Here is a 22,080-nt window from a genome sequence, read left to right on the forward strand (position 1 = left end):
GCCTGCGAACCGGATTACACGCGACGCGCGAGTGCCGCGAAGACCATATCGGGCTCGTGGGCGATCACGGTCAGCAGCGCCCGCGCCGGGCCACGCGGTGAACGTTTGCCCTGCTCCCAATTCCGGATTGTCTCAAGAGGCACGCCGAGACGGGATGCGAACTCGGCCTGGGTCAGTTTTGCGCGAAGCCGCAGGTCGCGCACGACGGGCGCAACGGTGGTCTTGCGCGAAGGCTGCGGCATAGCGGGAACCAGTGGTGTTTCCCGCCCGTCCAGCACTTCGACGATCCGCCCATCCGCCTTCAGCCGCAATCGCTGCATCTGCCGCTCCCTCTCTGCCGCGAGGGTGGGACGACATGGTTAACCGCAGGTTAAAAAGAAGGCCGCCCGGGCACGAATGTCCGGGCGGCCTGCTGTCGATCGGCTTATCGCCAAGTCGGCTTATCTCAAGCGCGCGTAGGAGTTGCGCCACGAGTGACGGCGACCGCCGCCATGCGCGAACCGCAGGCCCATTTCACGTCCGCCGCCGTTGTCGTAGGAAATGTGGATGTGCTGCACACGGCCGGCGTCGGTCGAGTAGCCGCCGCTCCAGCCCTTGAGTTGTGCGTAAATGCAGCCATAGGGACCGCGCACGTCCACGGCTTTGCCTTGTGCATGGAGCGACATCCGTCGCGTCCCGGCGATCCGCGTATGCCGCACGCCCGAGATCGCGTGCGTTCCCGGACAAGCCGACTGGATAGATGCGAGCTTGGCCTGCAACGGGCCGACGAGCCCCGCCGAATATCCTTCCGACGCGCGCGATGCATGCGACGCGCGAGGCGCCGGTTCAAACGAGGCGCGAGAGACCGGCTCAAAGCCGCGTTGCGCCCGCGCCATTGCGCGGCGCTCGCGGCGGCTCATCCGGTGCATCGGCTCCATTGTGGAAAATGCCGGGGCTGCCTCACGCCGGCTGCGCTGCCGAGCGTGAACCGGGTTGTCCACACCGATGCAGGGCATCGTGATGTTGCATTCGGGCGAAACGGCCGGCGCGCGCGCACGCGCCTCGGCAACCGACGACAACGCACAAAGCGCCGCGACGGCGGTGACTGCTCTAATCAAAATGATAGCTCCGAGATAAAAGTTCGAGCATCAACGACGGTCGCCTTGCGACAACGTCCTGATCGCCGAAGATGCATAAAGGCCGCTAAAACATTAACGTTCGCGCGGCCAGCGACACTGCGGTTTTATTCCTGCACCGGGCAATAATGAGGCGCTGATGTGATCAATTGTGCAGACAACGTGGCAGCCAATTGGAACCCGATTTCGGATATGGCGGGCGTTAGGTATTCAATCCGAACCACAGCGTTGCTATGGCGAGGAACGCAAAGAATCCGACGATGTCGGTGACCGTCGTCACGAAGGTGCCCGACGCAACGGCAGGATCGGCGCGCAGACGCTGAAGCGCCATCGGAATGAGAATGCCGCCGAGCGCACCGGCAACGAGGTTGCACATCATCGCAAGGCCGATGACGACGCCGAGCGCTGGAATCTTGAACCATACGGCCGCGGCAACGCCGGTGATGACGGCAAATGCCAAACCGTTCACGAGGCCGACAAGCCCTTCGCGCATGACCACGCGCCATGCGTTGCTTGCCCCAAGCTCGCGTGTCGCCAGCGCGCGCACCGCAACGGTCATGGTCTGCGTCGCCGCATTGCCGCCCTGGCTGGCGACAATCGGCGCCAGCACCGCGAGCGCAACCATCTTCTGCAATTCACCTTCGAACATTCCCAGCACGGCGGACGCGAGAAACGCCGTGGCGAGATTGACCAGCAGCCAGTTGAACCGGCCCTTGGCGATCGTCCATACCGAGTCCGACAGTTCTTCGTCGCGGGCGACGCCGCCGAGCGCCTTGAGGTCTTCTTCGGCCTCCTCCTCGATTACGTCGACCACGTCGTCGATGGTGATGACGCCGACCAGGCGATTATCGATATCCGTCACCGGCGCCGCGACGAGATTGTATTTGCCGAACATTCGCGCCACTTCCGCGAGATCTTCATGATCGGACACGCGGCGGCGGTCCTCATCGACCAGATCCATGATCGGCCCCGGACGCTTCGCCCGCAGCAGAGCATCGAGCGGCACAGCGCCCTTCAGACGCTTATCCTTGTCCACGACGTAAATCTCGTAGAACCGGTCCGGCAGGCCTGGGGTGTCGCGCATGTATTCGATCGCCCGCAGCGCGGTCCAGCCGTCCGGCACCGAGATGCATTCTGTCTGCATACGACGCCCGGCGGAGTTTTCCGGATAGTCGAAGCTGCGCTCCAGCGCGACGCGCTCGGACTGCGGCAACTTCTCGAGAATTTCTTCCTTGTCGTCCTCGTCCAGATTCTGGAGCAGTTCGACCGCGTCATCGGAATCCAGTTCCCGGACGCCCTCGGCGACCGTTTCCGGCTCCAGTTCCTCGAGAATTTCCTCACGAACCGCGTCGTCGACTTCGTTCAGCGCCGAGAAGTCGAAGGCCGCGCCGGTCAATTCGACCAGCCGTGGCCGCAACTCCGGCTCCAGAGCCTCAATCAGGTCGCCAAGGTCGGCTTCGTGGAGTTCGGCAACGACTTCACGCAAAAAGGCGGAATCGTTCCGTTGAACCGCCTCGGACACCAAGACGACGAATTCGGGCCGGATATGATCGTCCGCATCCCGCATGGGGTGGCGGTCGAGCACGGAATCCTGAGCGGCAGCCACCTCGGCAAGGTCTTGGTGATCGGCCATGCCGTGCCTCGCGGGTTCAATGGAGGTCTGCTGATTTGCGTGTGCGTTTCAGGCAATACCCAATCGACACAGCGGAACGCAATGCTAAATGTGCGCGCCAACAGAACTACGTCCGGAAGCCGTCATGACCGTGTTACGAGCCATACTGGTGGTGCTTGTCGCTACCACGGCAACCGCCGCCCGCGCCGCCGATTGCCCCCGCAAGGACGCACTCGGCACTTCCCGCACCATGACGGTTGATCCGCAGGCGTTTCCGCGCGTCGGCCTCAAGAGCTTTCCGCAATCCCTGCCGCTTGCGGACAAGGAGGTGGTGCTGACCTTCGACGATGGCCCGTTCCCGCCGACAACGGCCAAGGTCCTCGCCGCGCTGGCCAGCGAATGCGTGCAGGCGACGTTTTTCCTGATCGGCAGGAACGCCGAGGCCAATCCAGCCATCGTTAAACGGATCGCAGCCGCCGGCCACAGCATCGGCCACCACACATGGTCGCACCGTCCGCTCGACAAGATCGGCCAACCGCAGGCCATCGAGGAAATCGACCGCGGCATCGCTGCCGACGAGATGGTCCTGCGCGGCGAAGCCCGACGTATCCCGTCGACGCCGTTTTTCCGCTTTCCCGGCTTTGCCTCGACGCCCGCGCTGCTGGCCAACCTGCAGACGCGCGGGATCGCCGTCTTCGGGGCGGACCTGTGGGCCAGCGATTGGGAACCGATGTCGCCAGATCAGCAGTTGCATCTGCTGACCGCGCGCCTCGAGCAGGCAGGCAGAGGAATCATCCTGCTCCACGACACCAAGGCGCAAACAGCGAAGATGCTGCCCGCGTTCCTGCAATACCTCCGGCGCAACGGCTACAAGGTCGTCCATCTCGTCGCACCCGGCGAAAAGCCCCGCACATGACTGACGGGCCTACGCGCCGAATTAAGCTGCCGTTCACAGCCGCGGCAGTAAGCACGGCGGTCTCGCACCGCTCCAACGGATTTGCCATGCGCCGAACAACCAGAAGCCGCGCCACGTTCCTGACCGCGCTCGGCATTCTTGCAGCGGCTTCGCTCGGTGCATCGTCCACCCATGCCGCCGACTGCCCGGGCAACCCCGGCGCGCTCGGCACCTCGCGCACCATCGTTGTCGACCCGAAAGAGCATCCACGCATCGGCACGATGCAGTATGGCGAAACCCTGCCGCTTGAAGACCGGGAAGTGGTCCTGACCTTCGACGACGGCCCGCTGCCGGTCCACACCAACGCCATTCTCGATATCCTCGCCGCGGAATGCGTGAAGGCGACATTCTTCATGGTGGGCCGCATGGCGAAGGAATTCCCGCAGGACGTGCGGCGGGTCCACGACGCGGGGCACACCGTCGGCACACACAGCGAAAACCATCCGTTCGCTTTCGGCAAACTGCCGCCGGAGCGTATGGCTTCGGAAATCGATGACGGCATTGCCCATGTTGCCGCGGCGCTGGGCGACCCCGCTCAGCTGGCGCCATTCTTCCGGATTCCCGGCCTTCGGCGCGGGGACGCGCTTGAGGCAGAACTCGGCAAACGCGACCTCATGACATGGAGCGCCGATTTCCCCGCTGACGACTGGCGGCGCATCTCCCCCGCACAGGTTGTTCGCTTCGCGCTGTCGCGGCTTGAGGCCAAAGGCAAGGGCGTGCTGCTGCTGCACGACATTCAGGCGCGCACGCAAGCCGCCCTGCCAGTTATTCTCCAGGAGTTGAAAGCGCGCGGCTATCGCATCGTGCATGTCGTTCCGGCGACGGCGGAGCGCCCAAAAACGGCGACCGATCCGGCGCAGTGGGTCCCACACTGGATTCACGGTCCGGCTGTCGCGGCGAAAACCTATCCGGGCTTCACGTTCGGTGCGGCTGAAGTGCCATCGCAGGATTCCCCGCGCTCCGAACGCTCGGTCTGGATGGCGCAGCTGCCTGCGCCGGCGGTTCCAGTGCGGACGACGGTCAACACGTTTGAGATTGACGGAAGACCGCCCCGCACGGACATCTCCGCGGCGCGCAGGCCAGCGGGTCACGCCGGGATGACAGGTTTCCTTCCGTCCGAACTCGCGAAGCCGGCATCCGCGCCTTCGCCCTCGCTCAGCCGCACGCCCTTCAACAGCCCGTAGATCGCCGGGATCACGATCAGCGTCAACAACGTCGACGAGATCATGCCGCCGATCATCGGCACCGCAATCCGTTGCATGATCTCCGAGCCGGTGCCGGTACTCCACAATATCGGCAATAGCCCCGCCATGATGGCGACCACCGTCATCATCTTCGGCCGTACCCGCTCGACAGCGCCTTCCATGATCGCATCATACAAATCGGATCGGGTCAGCACGCGGCCCTCCTTCTCACGCCGCGCTTTGATTTCCGCCAACGCCTGGTTGAGGTAGATCAGCATGACGACGCCGGTTTCGGCGGCAACGCCCCGTAAACCGACGCCACTTCCGGAAATGACCGGATGATCCTGTCCTGCGTCTGCAGAAGTTCGCCCGCCTTGGTGACCGAAATACCGGGCAACGTCGTCGGCATGTAGAGCAGCGTGCCTTCGTTCAGGTTCGGCATGAACTCGGTGCCCAGTTGCCGCGCCGGCCAGAGCCAAGCCACTTCCCGCGATGGCCTTCCCCGGTTCCAAGCAGCTGAGTAGCGTCGAAGAACCATCCTCTTGGAATGCCTTGTTGATGCCCGGCCACAGGAGTAACCTCCGACATCATTGTGTGTAGGTAGGAGGAAGTCATGCCCCCTTGGCCACCGACCTTCATCTGCAACATGCGCGGTCCGATCATCAGGCCATGGATGCCGACGCAGTACGAAGTCTCTGCAACGGGAAGATCGACAACGTCCCGTGATGATTGCGAGTTGCACCGACGTCGCTGACAATCACGCCGCTTCGCGGTTCAAGCGCGCTAAAAGGGCTTTCTTAGAGCGTTCTTTCGTTTCACGGAAGGAACCGGAGAGATGGACGTGCCGGGACCAGAGCGCAGGCTCGCAGCGGTCCTCGCCGCCGACATGGTCGGCTACAGTCGGCTGATGGAGGCCGACGAGACGGGAACACTCGCGCGCCTCAAGACCCACCGGATCGAACTCATTGATCCGGCCATCGCGAAGAACCGCGGCCGCATCATCAAGACCACCGGCGACGGCATGCTGATCGAATTCCACAGCGTCGCCGATGCCGTGCTGTGCGCGACCGAGGTTCAGCACCGGATGGCGCGACGCAACGCGGACGTCTCTCCGGCGCGGTGGATCCAGTTCCGCATTGGCATCAATCTGGGCGATGTGATCGTTGAGGACAACGATATCTTTGGCGATGGCGTCAATGTGGCGGCGCGCCTCGAAATGCTCGCAGAGCCGGGCGGTATCTGCGTTTCGGGCGCGGTACGCGATCAGGTTGGCAACCGACTGGACGACGTCGTATTCGAGGATCTCGGCGACCAGAGCGTCAAGAACATCGCCCGTCCGATCCGCGTCTTTCGGGTTCGGCTTGACCAGGACCCGAGGACCGCGCCGGAGGGCGTGAAGGACGCGGCGGTGGCGGACGCGACCTCTAGGAAGCCGTCCATAGCCGTGCTGCCGCTCGTCAACATGAGCGGCGATCCGGAGCAGGAATTCTTCGCGGACGGCCTCACCGAGGACATCATTACGGAGCTGTCACGCTTCCACGAGCTGCTCGTCATCTCGCGCAACTCGACCTTTGTGCACAAGGGCAAGGCGGTGAAGGTGCAGGAGGTCGCGCGCGAATTCGGCGTCGATTACGTCCTCGAGGGGAGTGTGCGAAAGGCCGGCGATCGCATTCGCGTCACCGTGCAACTGATCGACGCCGAAACCGACCGGCACATTTGGGCCGAACGCTACGATCGCCAGCTTGAAGATATCTTCGCCATCCAGGACGAGATGACCCGCGCGATTGTCGCGACGCTCCCCGGCCGCGTCGAGGCCGCCACCCACGACCGTGCGAAACGCAAGCCGACCGATAACATGGCCGCTTATGAGTGCGTGCTGGCCGCCAAGGTGCTGCACCACCGCTCGACGCGGGAGGATAACGCCGAAGCGCAGCAGCTGCTTAACCGCGCCCTCGTGCTCGACCCGAACTATGCTCATGCGCATGCCTGGAAGGCATGCGTACTGGGCCAAACGTGGGTTTATGATTGGTGCGATGATCGCGATGCCACCCTCCAGCAGGTGGCCGCGGAGCTGGAGATCACGCTGGCGCTCGATGACAATGACAGCGACGTGCACCGGATTCTCGCCGCGCTGAACCTGAACCGCGACGAACATGACAAGGCCGCCTATCACCAGGAGCGGGCGCTCGCGCTCAACCCCAACTACGACCTTGTTGTGGTGCAGCAGGGCGAACTTCTAACGTGGCTCGGGCGGCCGGAGGACGGCATCGACTGGATCAAGAAGGCGATGCGCCTCAATCCCTACCACCCGGAACGTTTCTGGAGCCACCTCGGGCGCGCCTGCTACTGCGCCGAGAAATACGTCGAAGCCATCGAGTCCTTCTCGCGGATCACACGGCCTGACCATACCCATCATGCCTTCCTTGCAGCCACGTTCGCGCAAATGGGCAACGCGGTCGCGGCCGCCGCGCACGCGGCAGAGGTTCTGAAGCGCGAGCCGAAATTCTCGGTGGCCGTCTACCTCGCCACCCAGCACTACAAGCGCGAAGTCGACCGCCGGCGCCACGAGGCTGGCCTCCTTGCGGCAGGTCTGCCGGTCTGATCCGAAGCTCCGGCGCGAGCAATCATGAGCGACTTGTCCTCATGGCATAGTTTCTTGTCGGCCGGAGAGCCGAAAGCTAAATGATTTCAAGTGCATTTTTGTGAGGTGGTGCGCTCGGAGGATGTCGGCCCTCCTAGCATTTTCAGTTAGATACCGCGAAGGTGCGGGCAAATCGAGGCTTTGAAGCGAAAAGGTTCTTTTGGGAAGCGCCCGCACCTTCTGAGACACGCCAAAGATATCTGTGAAGGAAAATCACGATCCCAGTCAATCCCGATGCCGTAGCGCATCGACGATGACTTTGAACGCGGGAAGGTTCTGACGGCGGCTCGGATAGTAGAGGAAATAGCCCTCGAAGAAGGGCGACCAGTCGTCGAGAACCTGCACCAGCAAGCCCGAGGCGACGTGCCGCTCGACGATGTTCTCTGGGACATAGGCAATGCCGTAGCGGTTCACGGCCGCGTCAATCATGGCATAGGAATTGTTGAAGGTCAGTTGGCCGTTCACGCGGACACGCAGCGCCTGCCCGGCCTTCTCGAACTCCCATGCGTAAAGCCCGCCGGCGGTTTCGTGACGCATGTTGATGCAGACGTGCCGGACCAGATCCTGCGGGTGCTGAGGCACGCCATGCACGGCGAAATAGTCGGGCGAGGCCACCGCCACCAGACGCCAGTCCGGGCCGATCCGCACCGCAATCATGTCCTTCTCGACGCTCTCTCCAAGCCGGACGCCAGCGTCGAAACCTTCCTTGACGATATTGCGGAAAGTGCTGTCCAGGATCAATTCGACGCCGATATCGGGATAGGCGCTGAGGACCGGTTTCAGCTTCGGCCATACGACGCTTTCCAGCGCGTGGTCGGACAGGGTCAGCCTGATCGAGCCTGACGGTTTTTCGCGGAACGCCATCAACGCCGCGATCTCGTCTTCAATTTCTGCGATGCGCGGTGTGATCGTTTGTAGCAGCCGTTCGCCCGCAGCCGTCGTCGCGACGTTTCGCGTGGTGCGCGTCAGAAGGCGTATGCCCATGCGCGCTTCTAACTGCTTGATCGTGTGACTGAGCGTCGATTGCGCCACGCCGAGCTTTGCAGCCGCCTTGGTGAAGCTGCGCTCTTCGGCGACGGCCTGAAACCACGTCAGTTGGTTGAGGTCGGTTTTGGCCATGAAGTTCCTCAGTGCGTCATGCGTTCAGGATATTATTCGATCTAGTCGATAAGTTCATGCCTATTTCGACGGTTAATCGTTTTATGGCAAAACCGCTAGGTTCGCACTGCAACAATTCATGCAGGAGCCGAATATGGTGGTTGCCGCCACATCAGATGCAGGAGGCAAACCGACCGCCGCTTGGGGCGCGGTCCTCTCGATGGCGCTGTGCGTGGCGATGCTGATCGCCTCCGAATTCATGCCGGTCAGCCTGCTCACGCCGATGGCCGAAGCGTTGCGCGCAACCGAGGGGCAGACCGGACAAGCAATCTCAATCAGCGGCCTCTTCGCAGTGGCTGCCAGCATGATCATCACCACGGCCGCCGGGACGCTGAACCGGAAATGGGTTCTGGTCGCCATGACGGCCTTCATGCTGTTGTCGCTGGTTCTGGTCGCGGCGGCCCCGAACTTCGCGGTGCTCATGATCGGCCGCGCGCTGCTCGGCATCTGCATCGGCGGCTTCTGGGCTTTAGCCACCGCCGTCATCATGCGGCTGGTTCCTGAAAGCGATGTGCCGCGTGCGCTCGCCCTGATGTATGGCGGTCAGGCCATCGCGGCCGCCTTTGCCGCGCCGATCGGCAGCTATCTGGGCGGATTGTTCGGCTGGCGCGCGGTGTTCTGGGCGCTGACGCCCATCGTCGCCATCAACCTCGTCTGGCTAGTGATTGCGCTGCCCTCGCTGCCTGCGCGCCGGCGGCAGGACCTTCGGACTATGTTCGGCCTGCTGAAGCGTCCTTATTTCCTGCGTGGCCTTGCCGCCGCAATGCTGTCGTGGGGCTCGGCCTTCACCATGTTCACCTATCTGCGCCCGTTTCTGGAGCAGGTGACAGGCGCGGATGTGACAACGCTCTCGATCCTGCTTCTCGTACTGGGTTGTGCCGGCTTCGTCGGTACTTGGGCGGCGGGCCGTTTCTTGAGCGGTAGCGTTGCGCCGTTGCTGAAGCTGCCCGCACTACTGATGGGGGCCTGCACGCTGGGACTCTTGTTTACTGGCAGCTCGCCTGTCGCGGCGGGCCTGTTCCTCGCGATCTGGGGGGCGGTGAATACCGCGATGTCGGTGATCTGGATGACTTGGATGTCGCAGAATGCGGACGATGCGCCGGAGGCCGCCGGCAGCCTGATGGTCGCGGCAATCCAAGCGTCGATCCTGCTGGGTGCCGTGGTCGGTGGGTTGCTGCTGGATGGCATGACGATCTTCGCGACCTTCATCGGCAGCGTGGTTTTGGCCAGCATTGGAATAGCTCTCATCGGCAATGGGCGGCGTCTGCTTAAGCCTTGAATGACCGGCAGGGCCGATCAATTCGGCCGCTGGCTCAATCCCCCCGAGAGATGCTTTGACCTCCACCAAGATCCGTCACTTGCCTCGCAACGAGAAGGACGTCGAAATGACATACAGGCTCGCGCCGTTTTCGCGTCGTAAGCTGCTGACCACCGCCGCTGGCTTTGCGCTTTCCTCTTCGGTGCGCGCTCAGTCCAATCCGGCCTCGGATCAGAAAGGAGCCGTGATGCGTCTCAGGTTTATTTTCGCGGACCAGGATTTCACGGTAACGCTGGAAAACAATCCCTCTGCGCGTGATCTGTTCTCCATGCTGCCACTGAATCTCACGATCAGCGACTATTCGACCAATGAGAAGATCGCCTACTTGCCGCGCAAGCTCACCGAGGAAGACAATGGCCGCTTCGGCGACGAGGCGGTTGGCGATCTTTGCTACTACGCTCCTTGGGGTAATCTGGCGATGTTTTATGACCCCTATCGCTGGTCGCGCGGCCTGATCCGGCTCGGTCGTCTGGACCAGGGGCCTGCGCCGCTGCTTGTGCGCGGTGAGCACCCGCTGCGCGTCGAAGCTTCTTAAGGATGTAGCCGAAGGCTACGGCGCTCATTGCTTTGAACTCTACGGCGCTTCCGACTTTCCCCTCCTCGCACAATTTGCCCGACTCACCAATGATCGAGATCGGTCATTATACTAAGTGAAACACGCTCCTTCATTTTTTGCCAAGCGAACTTCATCGGCACTGGGTTTCTAAAAACCAAGTGACTTTCTATGATGGGCGTCTCGGCAAATTTGATAAACCTACTCAGCTCTGCCACGTGCTCTCGAATGAGATCGACCCGAATTAAATGCCGCAAAAGGTGGTCGGGCTTGCCATCTACATCCAACTCACCGCGAAAATCCGCCAACTGTTCCGCGATTTCACCGTCCGATTTACGATGCTGCACATCCTTACATTCAATAAGCAGAACGCGACGGGTATTTTCGTTCCATGCCAGCACGTCAATATCGCCATAGTCTTTATCAAAACCCTTCCCAAGCAATTTTGTAATCCGAACTTCTGTTTCAGTTTTCCAACCACGTTCATTAAGTTTATCGGCCACCGCCTTGCTGAATTCCGCACCAATCTGATCGCGGGACTTGCCCGCCCATCGCTTCATTTTCTCTTTCAATTGCCAGCGAGGGAAATCGCCACGATGGAAATTAGCGAACATATAGGCGAAGGCGTCGCGCACTAGACCGGGAGCGACAATGATTGTTGGATCATGAAGTTCGTCTATCTGAATAAACGGGCGTCTCAGTACTGTAAGCTGCCGACGATAGCGCCAAGGAAAAATATCTTTCTCGTTCAGACCTTTTGGGATTTCACGCCATGACGAGCGACTTCTAAACGTCAGGAATGATAAGAAGGACTCGGCACTTTCTGCGTCGAGTGTTTCACCGTTGAAGACAGGAGCGAGCAGTTCGCTTCGTTTGACTTTGAAAATTGCCCTTCCTTTTTTGAAGCCAATATCTTCGATGAAATCGATATATTTTCGACAGAGGTCGAATGTTGCGCCGAATTGCTCTTCGTATGCAGCCCAGAACTCCGGCGAGAAGCCGCCATCTGTCGTCGGCGTGTTCTTTACCTCGATCAGGTTTCTTTCGTAGTTCTTGACGCTGTCTTCTATCGTCAAATCACTGCCGGCCCGACCATAGGGCTCCAGCACCTCCTCTTGAAAACTGACATTAGCTTGAATATCGCCCAAAGGCGCTATACGAACCCTCGCTTCCATTGCCTCCCAACGAATAGTGTCAGACCATCCGCCGAGGCCCGTCACAGTCAGTAATTTTGCCATAAGACGCGACATCTGAAGGCGTCCCGGCTTTTTGCCACCTGTGAGAGGGCATTCGCAAATCGCAAACTCAATCATGAGCCGCGACGCTTGGAAAACGCCATTCAGTTTAAATTGGTGATTGGCGATCACTTCAAGCGTAGATTCCTTATCGCGGTGAAGCGCCAATACGGCGGATGCTGTCCGCCGCCAATTGTCCTGGTCTGCTATTGCTGCCTCGTGGTTGTTCAACGCAAAAAGAATAACGGCGGATCTGTCGAGCGAATGCAATTCGGTGCAAATCTCGTCTTCGAGCATTCTGACGACAGAATTGAGGTAGGCCGTGCACTCTTCGCGCCCAACAATCTCGCTGCCCTGCGACCGGTCTCGCGCCCGCCAACCTAGACCCAGCTTAATATACGCACTGTCGTCCGTATCAATCAGGATAGGAGAAGGCCAAATCGAACTGCGAACAAAATCTCGAAAATTCCGCGCCATGAAAGCGTGAGTTTGTCGCGCTTGGTCGCTCAAAACGATTCTTCCAACTATCGCGCTCAAGTCAGATGCGTTGAGTTCAACCTTTGCCAACAGAGCAGAACCTTTGACTAAGCATTCGACCAACGCGCGCTCAGCGACGTTTGTTGGATTGAAGAAGGCCAACTCGAAGTCTTTACTGGCGTGCAATAGAATTTTCGAACCTTCGACGCTAATTTCTATGTGTGTCGATGCCTGTTCGACCGAGAGAAATTGACGTTCCCCCTCAGGTCCCTCGACATCCCTCATGTCGCCGTCAAAGCGCGCGCACCACAGCAAGGGGCCATCCGGCAGGGATGGAAAAGCGGCGTCTAGAACGGGGGCAGCGAAGCAAAGCCACGTCTTCAACATTTTCGACCGTTCATATGCCCAATGGCCGATACACGTTTCATCGGTCTGTAATTCTACCCACCATGAACGCACATCCGTTTCGTAAACACCATTTGGCCAGCGCGTATCGCCCTTCTCCTCCGAAATAAAGTAAGGCTGCATGCCGTCTTCTTTGAATAGTGCGAGGCCGTCTTTTCTCACCTTTATCCATTGACCGTGAATGTCCTGGACAACATGCGGCAACCAGGTTGCCATCGCTTCATGCCGCACAGAGAGAACTGCGTTCTGCTCAACAACTATAAAACTGTTGGCCTCGCCCGCCCCAAAATCGGGCGGCAACTGTGAGTGCGGGACAAGATGGCCGCCCAAACTACGTGCCCATCCCACCATGTTCAGCAAGCCATTGATATTGTGCAGACCTACGCCCATTTCCTGCAAGCGGTCCTGCGCTTCAAATACTCTCCACAACGAAAGCGGCTTGAAATCAGGCAACCAGCTTAAAGTCATAAGGTCTGCCGCGCCGACAAATTCAGAGCGCCAGTTTTCTCGTTGATTGTCGTTTGTGAAATCGTAAACACCACGTCCAACGCCGCATGCTACGATAAGTGTTAAGCCTGCTTTGAAATCTGGTTCTTTACGCGCATTCTCCGATGCAAAATCAATCCACTTTTCGACATCGTCAGCCAGCCTGACGTTGTCTCGCGCGGGGAATACACCCACGAACCCGGAATCATCGAAGTTCTCAAGCGTATCAGCAAAGAAAACAAGATTGATATACATGCCCCGGTCAACAACCGTCGTCACACCTGCCAGCAGGCCGCCTTTAGTGCGCTTGAACTCCATAGGCGCACCGGTTCTATCACCTAGTAACGGCGTGCGACTGAATAACGTGGCGTATTCATAAGCCAACGTTTGAGAAAAAGTTTCCGTCAGACCCCACTTAGCGATTTCTCCCAAGACAAATCTGCGCAACGCGACGCTCGCAGCAGTCGGCAAGACAAAATGGAATTCGTCATTGCGATAAATGATGGGGAAACGTTCTAAATTTGAGTGCCCAATAAAGTCAGCCGACAATTCCGCTCGTTCAGAAGGATTGAATCCGAACTCGCCAAGCGCATCAATGCGAATCCCCCTTTCGGTCAATTCACTTGCAGTAAATCGGATATGCCGTCGCAAAGATTTAACTGAGGCAATCACGCGGGGCGGCAGCTTTTGCAAGGGAGTTTCTTCACCCATGCAATAGGCTTGCAATCCCGCGCGTTCGCAAACCAAATCAGACAGCCTGAGAATTGCGTAGATGCATTCCCGGATTTGATTTGAACGAGGGGACGATGGGATGAGTTCAACTGCGTTGACAACACGTTGCGTATAAAATCCTGCGGTTTCCCATACGCCTTCCAGAATGCGAAAGTTGCCGCGCGGCGTAGTAATCAATGCGACAAAAACGTCTTCTGCCGGGTCTTCCATGCGGCCAAGTAGTCCCTCGCCCAAGGCCGTGAACAACTTTGCGACGAGCTTCTCACTTGGCTTCCTTGTGCCGCGACCAAGCGCGAGCGAAAAATGAACGAGCGCTTCAAGTCGAATGCAGTTACTCTGAAGTTCAGGCACCGTGAGCAAGCCGGCAAAGCAAGCGGCAAGTCGCAGACCATCAAACTCGCCTATCTCAGAAAGCACCTTCGCGCTCTCGCTGTGAATCTCTGACAGCGGAAGCCCTCCAAGCCCAAAGGTTGGCGTTTGCGACAGCATCTCTTCGAACGTTGGAATCTCGTTTGCCACGTATCAGGGATCTCTATCTTCTAACTTCAAAAGGTTGTTGTGGCTCAATCGCGGGACGACAAAAACATACGGACGTAGCCGGAAATGAACGTTTCCACCGAAGGAGGTTTCACGGAGACACAACGCGCTCTAAGGATCGGCGACGCACGCTTCCAAGCATACGCATTTGAATGAATTATTTTGCCTCCGCAATCACGCGCTGCACAACGCTCGTGCCTACACCAAGCGTCCTACCTATTTTCAGGATACCCATTCCCTCCGCTTTAAGAATTCGTATGCGGGCTTCCACCTTTGAATCCACGGGACGCCGGCCGAGCCTTGTCCCTTTCGCCCTCGCCCTCGCAAGCCCAGCGTTCACACGTTCGCGGATCATGCCTCGCTCGAACTCAGCGAACACACCAAGCATTTGGAACATCGCTCTGCCAGAAGGCGTACTGGTATCAAGCGCCTGCTGATGCAGGTACAAATCGCATCGTAACGCCTGCAGCTCGGTCAGAAAACTGATGAGGTCCTGAAGGCTACGGCCTAAACGATCTACGGACCAAGCAGCAATCATATCAACCTTACGATTTGTCGCGTCTCTGAGCAGACGATCAAACCCTGGCCGTTTGTCTCGGCCCTTAGCGCCGCTGATACCGGCATCCTCGTAAAACCCAACAACTTGCCAGTTGGATCGAGCCGCTACAGCTTCGAGCTCCAGGCGCTGGTTAGCTGTCGTCTGAGTGTCTGTTGAAACTCGAAGGTAGATGCCGACACGCCTCATGATCGATGCTCCTTTTGAAGCACTGAGTATACTGCGTCTATACGGAAATCAAGTATTTTCCGTATATCTGTGCCGGTCGGAAAAACTTCAGTGAACGCGATGATCGAATTGTCGCAATTTCGATGGGTTTTCCGTATGCCACAAAGGCATCTTGGATTTAGCGCCTCACCTTCGACGTGAAGTAGGCTTGTCGTTCTCAAAAAACGCAGTGAGCTTGACCGCAAGTGCCTTCGATAGATGCCAGACGGTCACAATGGTCGGATTGCGCGGGCGGTCAGATGGCGGCGCTCTACACACGATCCGCAAACCGCCGGTCGCTGGCCGCAGACGCAATGAAAAAGCTATCCCGGACCGAAACGGAAACATCTATTCCCGCACCTAAGCACAAGGTGCGGGCGTCAGAGCCGAAAGCTAAATGATTTCAAGTGTATTTTTGTGAGGTGGTGCGCTCGGAGGGACTCGAACCCCCACCCTGTTACGGACTGCCACCTCAAGGCAGCGCGTCTACCAATTCCGCCACGAGCGCTAAACGATCACCCCGGATTCGCACCCGGCGCGGCATCGTCGGCGCCCGTGTAACAAATCGGGATTGGGGGGACAAGGCCTCAGAAGCCGTGCAGCCAGAGGCTTTCCGGACTATCTGTGATCAGGCGTCCGGGGCAACATTTGCTTGACTTCGACCGCGATGCGGTTGCGGTTCACGACCACGACGCCGCTGGCGATCGGCAGGTTGTTGGCGAGAACCTTGACCTCGTCCTGCTCGGTCGCATCGAGTTCGATGATGGCGCCGCGGCTCAGCCGCATCACCTGATGAACGGGCATTGAGGTGGTCCCGAGAACCACCATCAGATCGACCGAGACGTTATCGAGAGTTGCCACTTTGATTTGACACCCACACATGAATGATGGACGCAGATCACCACGAATATGGTTACTCAAAGGTTAATATGCTCCAGGAGCGCCGCGAAGACCTTGCCCTGACGTCGTTTTTCCCCCGCTCCGGCCCGCCCGCCGAGTGGCGGGTGGCGGCAGCGCCGGTGGCCTATCAGGAAGCCATCGAGACCATGGAAACGCGGGCTGCCGATATTGCCGCGGGCCATGCTCCTGAGCTTGTCTGGCTGCTGGAACATCCCCCGCTCTACACATCCGGCACCAGCGCCAAGGCCGGAGACCTGATCGACGCCCGGTTCCCGGTGTTCGCTACCGGGCGCGGCGGACAGTTCACCTATCACGGTCCCGGCCAGCGGGTGGTCTACCTGATGCTCGATCTCAAGCGCCGGCGTCCGGACGTGCGGGCTTACGTCGCCAGCCTCGAGCAGTTCACGATCCGCACCCTCGCCGCCTTCAACGTGCGCGGCGAGCGGCGCGAGGACCGGGTCGGCGTCTGGGTGCCCCGGCCGGAGAAAGGCCCTTCCCGCGAGGACAAGATCGGCGCGATCGGCGTGCGCCTGAAGCGGTGGGTGTCGCTGCACGGCATCTCGATCAACGTCGAGCCGGACCTCACCCACTTCACGGGCATCGTGCCCTGCGGAGTCGAGGATCCCCGCTACGGGGTGACCAGCCTGGTCGATCTCGGCCTGCCGGTCACGATGAGCGATGTGGACGTGGCGCTCAGGCAGGCCTTCGAGGAGATTTTCGGGCCAACGACGGCCAATGCCGGGAAACCGGCCGCCTGATCGCGGCTTCAAACCGTCGGCAGCACCGAGAACCGTTCGCCGGATACGCGCAAACCCAACATGTCTTCGCTGGCCGCTTCGTTGTCGATGGCGGTGACGCGCGCCATGCCGGGACCGTCCTGACATTTTGCAATCAACGCAGCGACAGCATGGTCCGGGCCGGCGAGAACGGCCTCGACAGCCCCGTCCTTTCGGTTGCGCGCCCATCCGGCAAGACGGCCGGCGACCGCCTCGCCTTCGATCCATGCGCGGTATCCGACGCCCTGCACCTTGCCGCGAATGACGATGTGGCGGATGACATCGCTCATCGACCCACCTTCAGGGTTCTACTTCTTCAATCCCAGAAAATCGGCGATGCGCGCTTTCACGTCAGGGTCGCGCATCACGCGGCGGGTCAGTTCCGGAGACGGCAGACCCTTGAGGTCTTTCGGCGCAACGCCGTCGCGCATCGCCTTCTGCGTCTCATACACCGCCTGTGTCGCAGCGGCGATCGGCGCATGTCCCTGCAAGGTGATGCGCACGCGCTGGCTGGCCAGAAAGGCCGTATCCGCGAGTTCGCCGTCAGCGGTGCCCATGATGATCGGCAGCTTTGTGACGCTCGCGACGGCTTGCAATTCCGCTCGGGTTTTCAGCCCGCTCAGGAACAACGCATCGACACCCGCGGCCTCATAGGCCCTGGCGCGCGCGACCGCATCATCGATGTTCGAGATCGACGCCGCGCCGGTGCGGCCTGCGATCACCAGCGACAAATCAGAGCGGCCACTCAACGCCGCCTTCATCTTGCCGATACCTTCATCGATGGAAATGAGCTGCGGTTTGGCCTGTCCGTAAGCCTGCGGCAGCAGCGTGTCCTCGATGCTGAGGCCCGCGGCGCCCGCGGCTTCCAGTTCCTGCACGGTGCGGCGAACGTTGAGCGCATTGCCGTAGCCGTGGTCAGCATCGACCAGCACGGGAATTTTCCCGGCGCGGCAAATACGGCGTACCTGTTCGGCAAGTTCAGAGAGCGTGATCAGCAGCAGATCGGGGTCGCCCAGAATCGTCAGCGACGCGGCTGAGCCGCCGAGAACTCCAAGCTCGAAGCCGATATCTTCGGCGGTGCGCGCCGAGATCGGATCGTAAACCGAGCCGGGGCTGACGATGTCGCGGCCCGACAGGATGGCCCGGAATGCTTCGCGTTTCTCCTGCGGCAACATCACAACCTCATGCGAACTCGAGGATCAGTGCATCGACAGCCAGCGTCGCGCCGGCAGTCGCGGCGATTTTCTTCACCGTGCCGTCGCGTTCGGCGCGCAGCACGTTCTGCATTTTCATGGCCTCGATCACGGCCAGCGTTTCGCCGGCCTTGACCTCCTGACCTTCGGTCACGGCAATCGATATCACGAGGCCCGGCATCGGACACAGCACCTTCTTGCCGGTGTCAGCTGCCGATCCCACCGGCATCAGCCGCGCGGCCGCAGCTTCCGTCTCGGTATAGACCTGCACCGGCAATTCGTAACCCTGATACGCCAGCCGGAAACCATTCGGCATCGGCCGCACCTGCATGGCGACAGGATGACCCGCGATGCTGCCTTGCCAGACCGGATCGCCCGGCTTCCAGTTCGACACCAGCGTGACAGGCTGTCCGGCGGCGCCGTCCGCGCCGATCAGGCGAATGACGATCCCCTCGCCGTCTCGCGCGACATCAAGCGGCACCTCGTTGCGACCGAGCCAGACCGCCCGGCGGCGTTCGCGCGACACCGCACGGCCGTTCATCTGTCCGGAAATCTGCCTTTTGCGCGCGCCCAGAATGTGATCGATAGCCGCTCCCACCGCGGCAATCCGATGCGCCGTCTCGCCTTCCGGCGTGCGCGGCCCGAAGCCCTTTGGAAATTCTTCCGCAATGAATCCGGTCGACAGATTGCCCTCGCGCCAGCGCGGATGATTCATCAACGCCGACAGGAACGGAATGTTGTGACGGATGCCGTCGATATAGAATGCATCGAGCGCGTTCGACTGCGCCTCGATGGCGGCGGCGCGCGACGGCGCGTGGGTCACGAGCTTGGCGATCATCGGATCGTAGTAGATCGAGATTTCGCCGCCTTCCTGCACGCCGGTATCGTTGCGTACGGTAATATCGCCGACCTTGCTTTCCGCGGGCGGGCGATACTTCACGAGCCTGCCGATCGACGGCAGAAAATTGCGGAACGGATCCTCGGCATAGACGCGCGATTCAACGGCCCAGCCGGTGAGCGTGACGTCCTTTTGCGCGAGCGACAGTTTTTCACCGGCAGCGCTGCGGATCATCTGCTCCACCAGGTCGACGCCGGTGATGAGTTCGGTCACCGGATGCTCGACCTGGAGCCGCGTGTTCATCTCGAGAAAGTAGAAACTCTTGTCCTGGCCCGCGACGAATTCGACGGTGCCTGCGGAATCGTAATTCACGGCCTTTGCGAGAGCCACCGCCTGCTCGCCCATCTTGCGGCGGGTGGCTTCATCGAGCAGCGGGCTTGGGGCTTCCTCGATCACCTTCTGGTTGCGGCGCTGGATCGAACATTCGCGCTCGCCGAGATAGATGACGTTGCCGTGCTTGTCGCCGAGAAGCTGGATTTCGATGTGGCGCGGATCGACGATGAACTTCTCGATGAACACGCGATCGTCACCGAACGACGCTTTCGCTTCCGCCTTGGCGAGGCTGAATCCTTCCGCGACTTCGGATTTCGAATGCGCGATGCGCATGCCCTTGCCGCCGCCACCGGCCGACGCCTTGATCATCACCGGATAGCCGATCTCGTCGGCGATCTTCACTGCATGTTTGTCGTCTTCGATCACACCGAGATGGCCGGGAACGGTGGAGACCTTCGCCTTGGCCGCCGCCTTCTTCGATTCAATCTTGTCGCCCATTGCAGCGATGGCGCCGGGATTGGGACCGATGAACACGATGCCCGCGGCTTCCAGCGCACGCGGAAACGCCTCGCGCTCCGACAGGAACCCGTAACCCGGATGCACCGCCTCCGCCCCGGTCTGGCGGCAAGCCTCGATGATCTTCTCCATGACGAGGTAGCTCTCGGCGGCCTGCGGCGGTCCGATGAAGACCGCTTCGTCGGCCATCTCGACGTGAAGCGCATCGCGGTCGGCATCCGAATAGACAGCCACCGTCGCAATGCCCATGCGGCGCGCGGTCTTGATGACCCGGCAAGCGATTTCGCCGCGATTGGCGATCAGTATCTTTTTGAACATGGAGTGATCTGGATCCTGAAAAGGCGGATTCGGGCTGGCTGGCCTACAACCGCAATTTGGCATGTGCGACGGATTGTAACAATTCTGTCGCGGGCATTTACTACACCGAATTACCGCCCAGCGTGACTGGGCTGGCTGGCATGTCCACCCACAAGCGAGACTCTCATGCGCCGCACCATTTCACTGTTTTCCATCGGTTTTCTGGCGTTGTCATCCACCATGGCTTTCGCCCAAAACAACCAGCCTCGCAACCTGATTCTGTTCGTTCCCGATGGACTCCGTGCGCTGGCCGTGACCCCGGAAACGGCGCCCGCAATGGCGGCGGTGCGCGACAAGGGCGTGAACTTCAAGAACCCCCACTCCCTGTTTCCGACCTTCACCATGGCCAACGCGTCGGGCATGTCGACGGGGCACTATCTCGGCGACACCGGGACGTTCAGCAATTCGATCTATACGGGGCATCCCGTGTCGGTCGCGAGCCAGGGCGGCACGGTCGTGCCGTTCATCGAGCACGATCAGGTCCTGCGCGAGGTCGATGAGCAGTTCAACGGCGATTATCTCAACGAAGAGACGCTGCTGAAGGCCGCGCGCGATGCGGGCTACAGCACCGCCGCCATCGGCAAGGTCGGCCCCACGCTGCTGTTCGACCATACCGAGCGCACCGGCACCAAGACCATCACCATCGACGACCAGACCGGCTCCGTCGAAAAGGACGGCAAACTGATCGGCATTCCGCTTTCCGACGAGATGAAGGCCGCGCTGGGCGCCGCCAATCTTCCGACAACGACACCGGGACGCGGCGACAACGGCAAGGCCGGCGACGCGAAGACGCCCGGCACCGTCGTCGCCAACATCAAGCAGCAGGAATATCTCGCCGATGTCGCGAGCAAGGTCGTGCTGCCGATGTTCAAGGCGCGCAACAAGCCGTTCGTGCTGGTGTTCTGGTCGCGCGATCCCGACGGCACGCAACATAACCAGGGCGACAGCCTCAACAGCGTGACGCCCGGCATCAACGGCCCCTCTTCGCGCGCCGCGATCAAAAACGCCGACAACAACCTCGCGCAGTTGCGCAAGGCGCTGGACGATCTCGGCCTCGCCGCCACCACCAACATCATGGTGTCTGCCGATCACGGCTTCTCGACGATCTCGAAGGAAAGCAAAACCAGTTCGACGGTGAAGCGCACCTATCCCGACACGCCGGAAGGCTTTCTGCCGCTGGGATTCCTCGCCATCGATCTGTCGAAGGCGCTGAACCTGCCGATGTTCGATCCGAACAACAAGAACGAGGCCGTCGGCGAGAACGCCTATCCCAAAGCCGGTAACGCCCTGCTCGGCAAGAATCCCTTGAAGCCCGATCTCGTCGTCGCCACCAACGGCGGCTCCGATCTGATCTATCTGCCGAACGGCGACCGCAAGCTGGCGGATCGCACGGTGAAGGCTTTGCTGGACCAGGATTATGTCAGCGGCATCTTCGTCGATGACGGACTGGGACGTTTTCCCGGCACTCTGCCGCTGTCGCTGCTGAGCCTGAAGGGCAAGGCCGTGACGCCGCACCCCGCCATCGTCGTGAACTTCCGCTCCTACTCGAGCGGCTGCGATGAACCGACGCTATGCTCGGTGGAAATCGCCGACACGGTGTTGCGGCAGGGCCAGGGAATGCACGGCAGCTTCAGCCGCGGCGACACCATGAATTTCATGGCGGCGGTCGGTCCGGACTTCAAGGCGGGTTATGTCAATCAGCTTCCCGTAAGTAATGCCGACGTCGGTATTACCGCGGCTCACCTCCTCGGCCTCCATCGCAAGGCCAAGGGCTCGCTGATCGGCCGCGTGATGACGGAAGCCATGCCGAACGGCGCGACGCCGAAGGGCTTCAGCGGAACGGTCACGGGCAAGCCCGCAGCCAACGGCCTCAGGACCGTGCTGCAATTCCAGCGCGTGCTGAACCAGCGCTATTTCGATGTCGCGGGATTTCCGGGCCGCACGGTCGGGCTTCCGGAGACGGTGAAGACGGCAGGCGCGAAGTAGCGCCTGCCTC

General features: G+C 60.3%; 18 protein-coding genes, 1 tRNA gene and 1 pseudogene. 7 read left to right on the top strand and 13 right to left on the bottom strand.

What is annotated here, in order from left to right:
• Window positions 1–14: 14 nt before the first annotated feature.
• The 3 genes from AC1RKJ_RS04520 to mgtE all read right to left on the bottom strand — a co-directional run bounded on the left by AC1RKJ_RS04520 (window position 15) and on the right by mgtE (window position 2,748).
• A complete protein-coding gene (locus AC1RKJ_RS04520) occupies window positions 15–320 on the bottom strand; it encodes a helix-turn-helix domain-containing protein (protein WP_492789878.1) in 306 nt (101 codons plus the stop codon).
• A gap of 120 nt (window positions 321–440) precedes the next feature.
• Window positions 441–1,097 (bottom strand): hypothetical protein, encoded by a 657-nt coding sequence (locus AC1RKJ_RS04525; RefSeq protein ID WP_492789880.1) that lies wholly within the window; start codon window positions 1,095–1,097, stop codon window positions 441–443.
• A 220-nt stretch (window positions 1,098–1,317) separates the two neighbouring features.
• A complete protein-coding gene (gene mgtE, locus AC1RKJ_RS04530) occupies window positions 1,318–2,748 on the bottom strand; it encodes a magnesium transporter (protein WP_492789882.1) in 1,431 nt (476 codons plus the stop codon).
• 124 nt (window positions 2,749–2,872) lie between these two features.
• Here mgtE and AC1RKJ_RS04535 point away from each other — a divergent pair, with 124 nt between their 5' ends.
• Both AC1RKJ_RS04535 and AC1RKJ_RS04540 read left to right on the top strand, forming a co-directional pair.
• Window positions 2,873–3,643, top strand: a complete 771-nt coding sequence (locus tag AC1RKJ_RS04535; protein ID WP_492789884.1) for a polysaccharide deacetylase family protein — start codon at window positions 2,873–2,875, stop codon at window positions 3,641–3,643.
• Window positions 3,644–3,729: 86 nt separating this feature from the next.
• Window positions 3,730–4,866: a polysaccharide deacetylase family protein gene (locus AC1RKJ_RS04540; RefSeq protein ID WP_492789885.1), complete on the top strand. Its 1,137-nt coding sequence runs from the start codon at window positions 3,730–3,732 to the stop codon at window positions 4,864–4,866.
• On the opposite strand, the pseudogene AC1RKJ_RS04545 reads toward AC1RKJ_RS04540, so the two are convergent.
• Window positions 4,770–5,183 (bottom strand): annotated as a pseudogene (locus AC1RKJ_RS04545) (efflux RND transporter permease subunit); the annotation flags it as partial. The gene AC1RKJ_RS04540 and the pseudogene AC1RKJ_RS04545 overlap by 97 nt on opposite strands.
• Window positions 5,138–5,350, bottom strand: coding sequence for a hypothetical protein (locus tag AC1RKJ_RS04550; protein WP_492792810.1), 213 nt, complete (start codon window positions 5,348–5,350; stop codon window positions 5,138–5,140). The gene AC1RKJ_RS04550 and the pseudogene AC1RKJ_RS04545, both read right to left, overlap by 46 nt.
• 351 nt (window positions 5,351–5,701) lie before the next feature.
• Here AC1RKJ_RS04550 and AC1RKJ_RS04555 point away from each other — a divergent pair, with 351 nt between their 5' ends.
• A complete protein-coding gene (locus AC1RKJ_RS04555) occupies window positions 5,702–7,468 on the top strand; it encodes an adenylate/guanylate cyclase domain-containing protein (RefSeq protein ID WP_492789886.1) in 1,767 nt (588 codons plus the stop codon).
• 264 nt (window positions 7,469–7,732) lie between these two features.
• Here the strand turns inward: AC1RKJ_RS04555 and AC1RKJ_RS04560 are convergent, their stop codons facing one another.
• Entirely contained in the window at window positions 7,733–8,626 is an 894-nt protein-coding gene (locus AC1RKJ_RS04560) for a LysR family transcriptional regulator (protein ID WP_492789887.1), read from the bottom strand.
• 133 nt (window positions 8,627–8,759) lie between these two features.
• Between AC1RKJ_RS04560 and AC1RKJ_RS04565 the strand changes: the two genes are divergently transcribed.
• Window positions 8,760–9,944, top strand: a complete 1,185-nt coding sequence (locus AC1RKJ_RS04565; protein WP_492789889.1) for an MFS transporter — start codon at window positions 8,760–8,762, stop codon at window positions 9,942–9,944.
• A gap of 106 nt (window positions 9,945–10,050) precedes the next feature.
• Entirely contained in the window at window positions 10,051–10,518 is a 468-nt protein-coding gene (locus tag AC1RKJ_RS04570) for a cyclophilin-like fold protein (protein WP_492792646.1), read from the top strand.
• Between the two features lie 83 nt (window positions 10,519–10,601).
• On the opposite strand, the gene AC1RKJ_RS04575 is transcribed toward AC1RKJ_RS04570, so the two are convergent.
• From AC1RKJ_RS04575 to AC1RKJ_RS04590, 4 genes are all read right to left on the bottom strand, one after another.
• Window positions 10,602–14,390, bottom strand: coding sequence for an anti-phage protein Upx-like protein (locus AC1RKJ_RS04575; protein WP_492789890.1), 3,789 nt, complete (start codon window positions 14,388–14,390; stop codon window positions 10,602–10,604).
• 175 nt (window positions 14,391–14,565) lie between these two features.
• On the bottom strand, window positions 14,566–15,153 hold the full coding sequence (locus AC1RKJ_RS04580) for a recombinase family protein (RefSeq protein WP_492789892.1): 588 nt from the start codon (window positions 15,151–15,153) through the stop codon (window positions 14,566–14,568).
• 441 nt (window positions 15,154–15,594) lie between these two features.
• Window positions 15,595–15,679 (bottom strand) — tRNA-Leu (locus AC1RKJ_RS04585).
• A 110-nt stretch (window positions 15,680–15,789) separates the two neighbouring features.
• On the bottom strand, window positions 15,790–16,053 hold the full coding sequence (locus AC1RKJ_RS04590) for a FliM/FliN family flagellar motor switch protein (RefSeq protein WP_192817766.1): 264 nt from the start codon (window positions 16,051–16,053) through the stop codon (window positions 15,790–15,792).
• A gap of 47 nt (window positions 16,054–16,100) precedes the next feature.
• Between AC1RKJ_RS04590 and lipB the strand changes: the two genes are divergently transcribed.
• Entirely contained in the window at window positions 16,101–16,829 is a 729-nt protein-coding gene (lipB, locus tag AC1RKJ_RS04595) for a lipoyl(octanoyl) transferase LipB (RefSeq protein ID WP_492789894.1), read from the top strand.
• An 8-nt stretch (window positions 16,830–16,837) separates the two neighbouring features.
• Here the strand turns inward: lipB and AC1RKJ_RS04600 are convergent, their stop codons facing one another.
• The 3 genes from AC1RKJ_RS04600 to AC1RKJ_RS04610 are packed head-to-tail and all read right to left on the bottom strand — an operon-like array spanning window position 16,838 to window position 20,045.
• Window positions 16,838–17,137, bottom strand: coding sequence for an acylphosphatase (locus AC1RKJ_RS04600; protein ID WP_492789895.1), 300 nt, complete (start codon window positions 17,135–17,137; stop codon window positions 16,838–16,840).
• Between the two features lie 18 nt (window positions 17,138–17,155).
• A complete protein-coding gene (locus AC1RKJ_RS04605) occupies window positions 17,156–18,022 on the bottom strand; it encodes an isocitrate lyase/PEP mutase family protein (protein WP_492789897.1) in 867 nt (288 codons plus the stop codon).
• Between the two features lie 7 nt (window positions 18,023–18,029).
• Complete coding sequence (locus tag AC1RKJ_RS04610) at window positions 18,030–20,045, bottom strand: acetyl-CoA carboxylase biotin carboxylase subunit (protein WP_492789898.1); 2,016 nt, start codon at window positions 20,043–20,045, stop codon at window positions 18,030–18,032.
• 165 nt (window positions 20,046–20,210) lie between these two features.
• Here AC1RKJ_RS04610 and AC1RKJ_RS04615 point away from each other — a divergent pair, with 165 nt between their 5' ends.
• The gene (locus tag AC1RKJ_RS04615) at window positions 20,211–22,070 is read left to right on the top strand and encodes an alkaline phosphatase family protein (RefSeq protein ID WP_492789899.1); all 1,860 of its coding nucleotides are present in this window, start codon (window positions 20,211–20,213) and stop codon (window positions 22,068–22,070) included.
• Window positions 22,071–22,080: the final 10 nt, after the last annotated feature.

It is taken from the genome of Afipia sp. GW822-FHT04G07 (genome assembly GCF_058800765.1).

Excerpts from the sequence above, each read along its gene's own strand:
- AC1RKJ_RS04570 (WP_492792646.1), top strand. The coding sequence starts at position 10,051 with ATGACATACAGGCTCGCGCCGTTTTCGCGTCGTAAGCTGCTGACCACC.
- AC1RKJ_RS04560 (WP_492789887.1), bottom strand. The coding sequence starts at position 8,626 with ATGGCCAAAACCGACCTCAACCAACTGACGTGGTTTCAGGCCGTCGCC.
- AC1RKJ_RS04610 (WP_492789898.1), bottom strand. The coding sequence starts at position 20,045 with ATGTTCAAAAAGATACTGATCGCCAATCGCGGCGAAATCGCTTGCCGG.
- AC1RKJ_RS04520 (WP_492789878.1), bottom strand. The coding sequence starts at position 320 with ATGCAGCGATTGCGGCTGAAGGCGGATGGGCGGATCGTCGAAGTGCTG.
- AC1RKJ_RS04565 (WP_492789889.1), top strand. The coding sequence starts at position 8,760 with ATGGTGGTTGCCGCCACATCAGATGCAGGAGGCAAACCGACCGCCGCT.
- AC1RKJ_RS04535 (WP_492789884.1), top strand. The coding sequence starts at position 2,873 with ATGACCGTGTTACGAGCCATACTGGTGGTGCTTGTCGCTACCACGGCA.
- mgtE (WP_492789882.1), bottom strand. The coding sequence starts at position 2,748 with ATGGCCGATCACCAAGACCTTGCCGAGGTGGCTGCCGCTCAGGATTCC.
- AC1RKJ_RS04590 (WP_192817766.1), bottom strand. The coding sequence starts at position 16,053 with ATGTGTGGGTGTCAAATCAAAGTGGCAACTCTCGATAACGTCTCGGTC.
- AC1RKJ_RS04605 (WP_492789897.1), bottom strand. The coding sequence starts at position 18,022 with ATGTTGCCGCAGGAGAAACGCGAAGCATTCCGGGCCATCCTGTCGGGC.
- AC1RKJ_RS04580 (WP_492789892.1), bottom strand. The coding sequence starts at position 15,153 with ATGAGGCGTGTCGGCATCTACCTTCGAGTTTCAACAGACACTCAGACG.
- AC1RKJ_RS04540 (WP_492789885.1), top strand. The coding sequence starts at position 3,730 with ATGCGCCGAACAACCAGAAGCCGCGCCACGTTCCTGACCGCGCTCGGC.
- AC1RKJ_RS04615 (WP_492789899.1), top strand. The coding sequence starts at position 20,211 with ATGCGCCGCACCATTTCACTGTTTTCCATCGGTTTTCTGGCGTTGTCA.
- AC1RKJ_RS04600 (WP_492789895.1), bottom strand. The coding sequence starts at position 17,137 with ATGAGCGATGTCATCCGCCACATCGTCATTCGCGGCAAGGTGCAGGGC.
- lipB (WP_492789894.1), top strand. The coding sequence starts at position 16,101 with ATGCTCCAGGAGCGCCGCGAAGACCTTGCCCTGACGTCGTTTTTCCCC.
- AC1RKJ_RS04555 (WP_492789886.1), top strand. The coding sequence starts at position 5,702 with ATGGACGTGCCGGGACCAGAGCGCAGGCTCGCAGCGGTCCTCGCCGCC.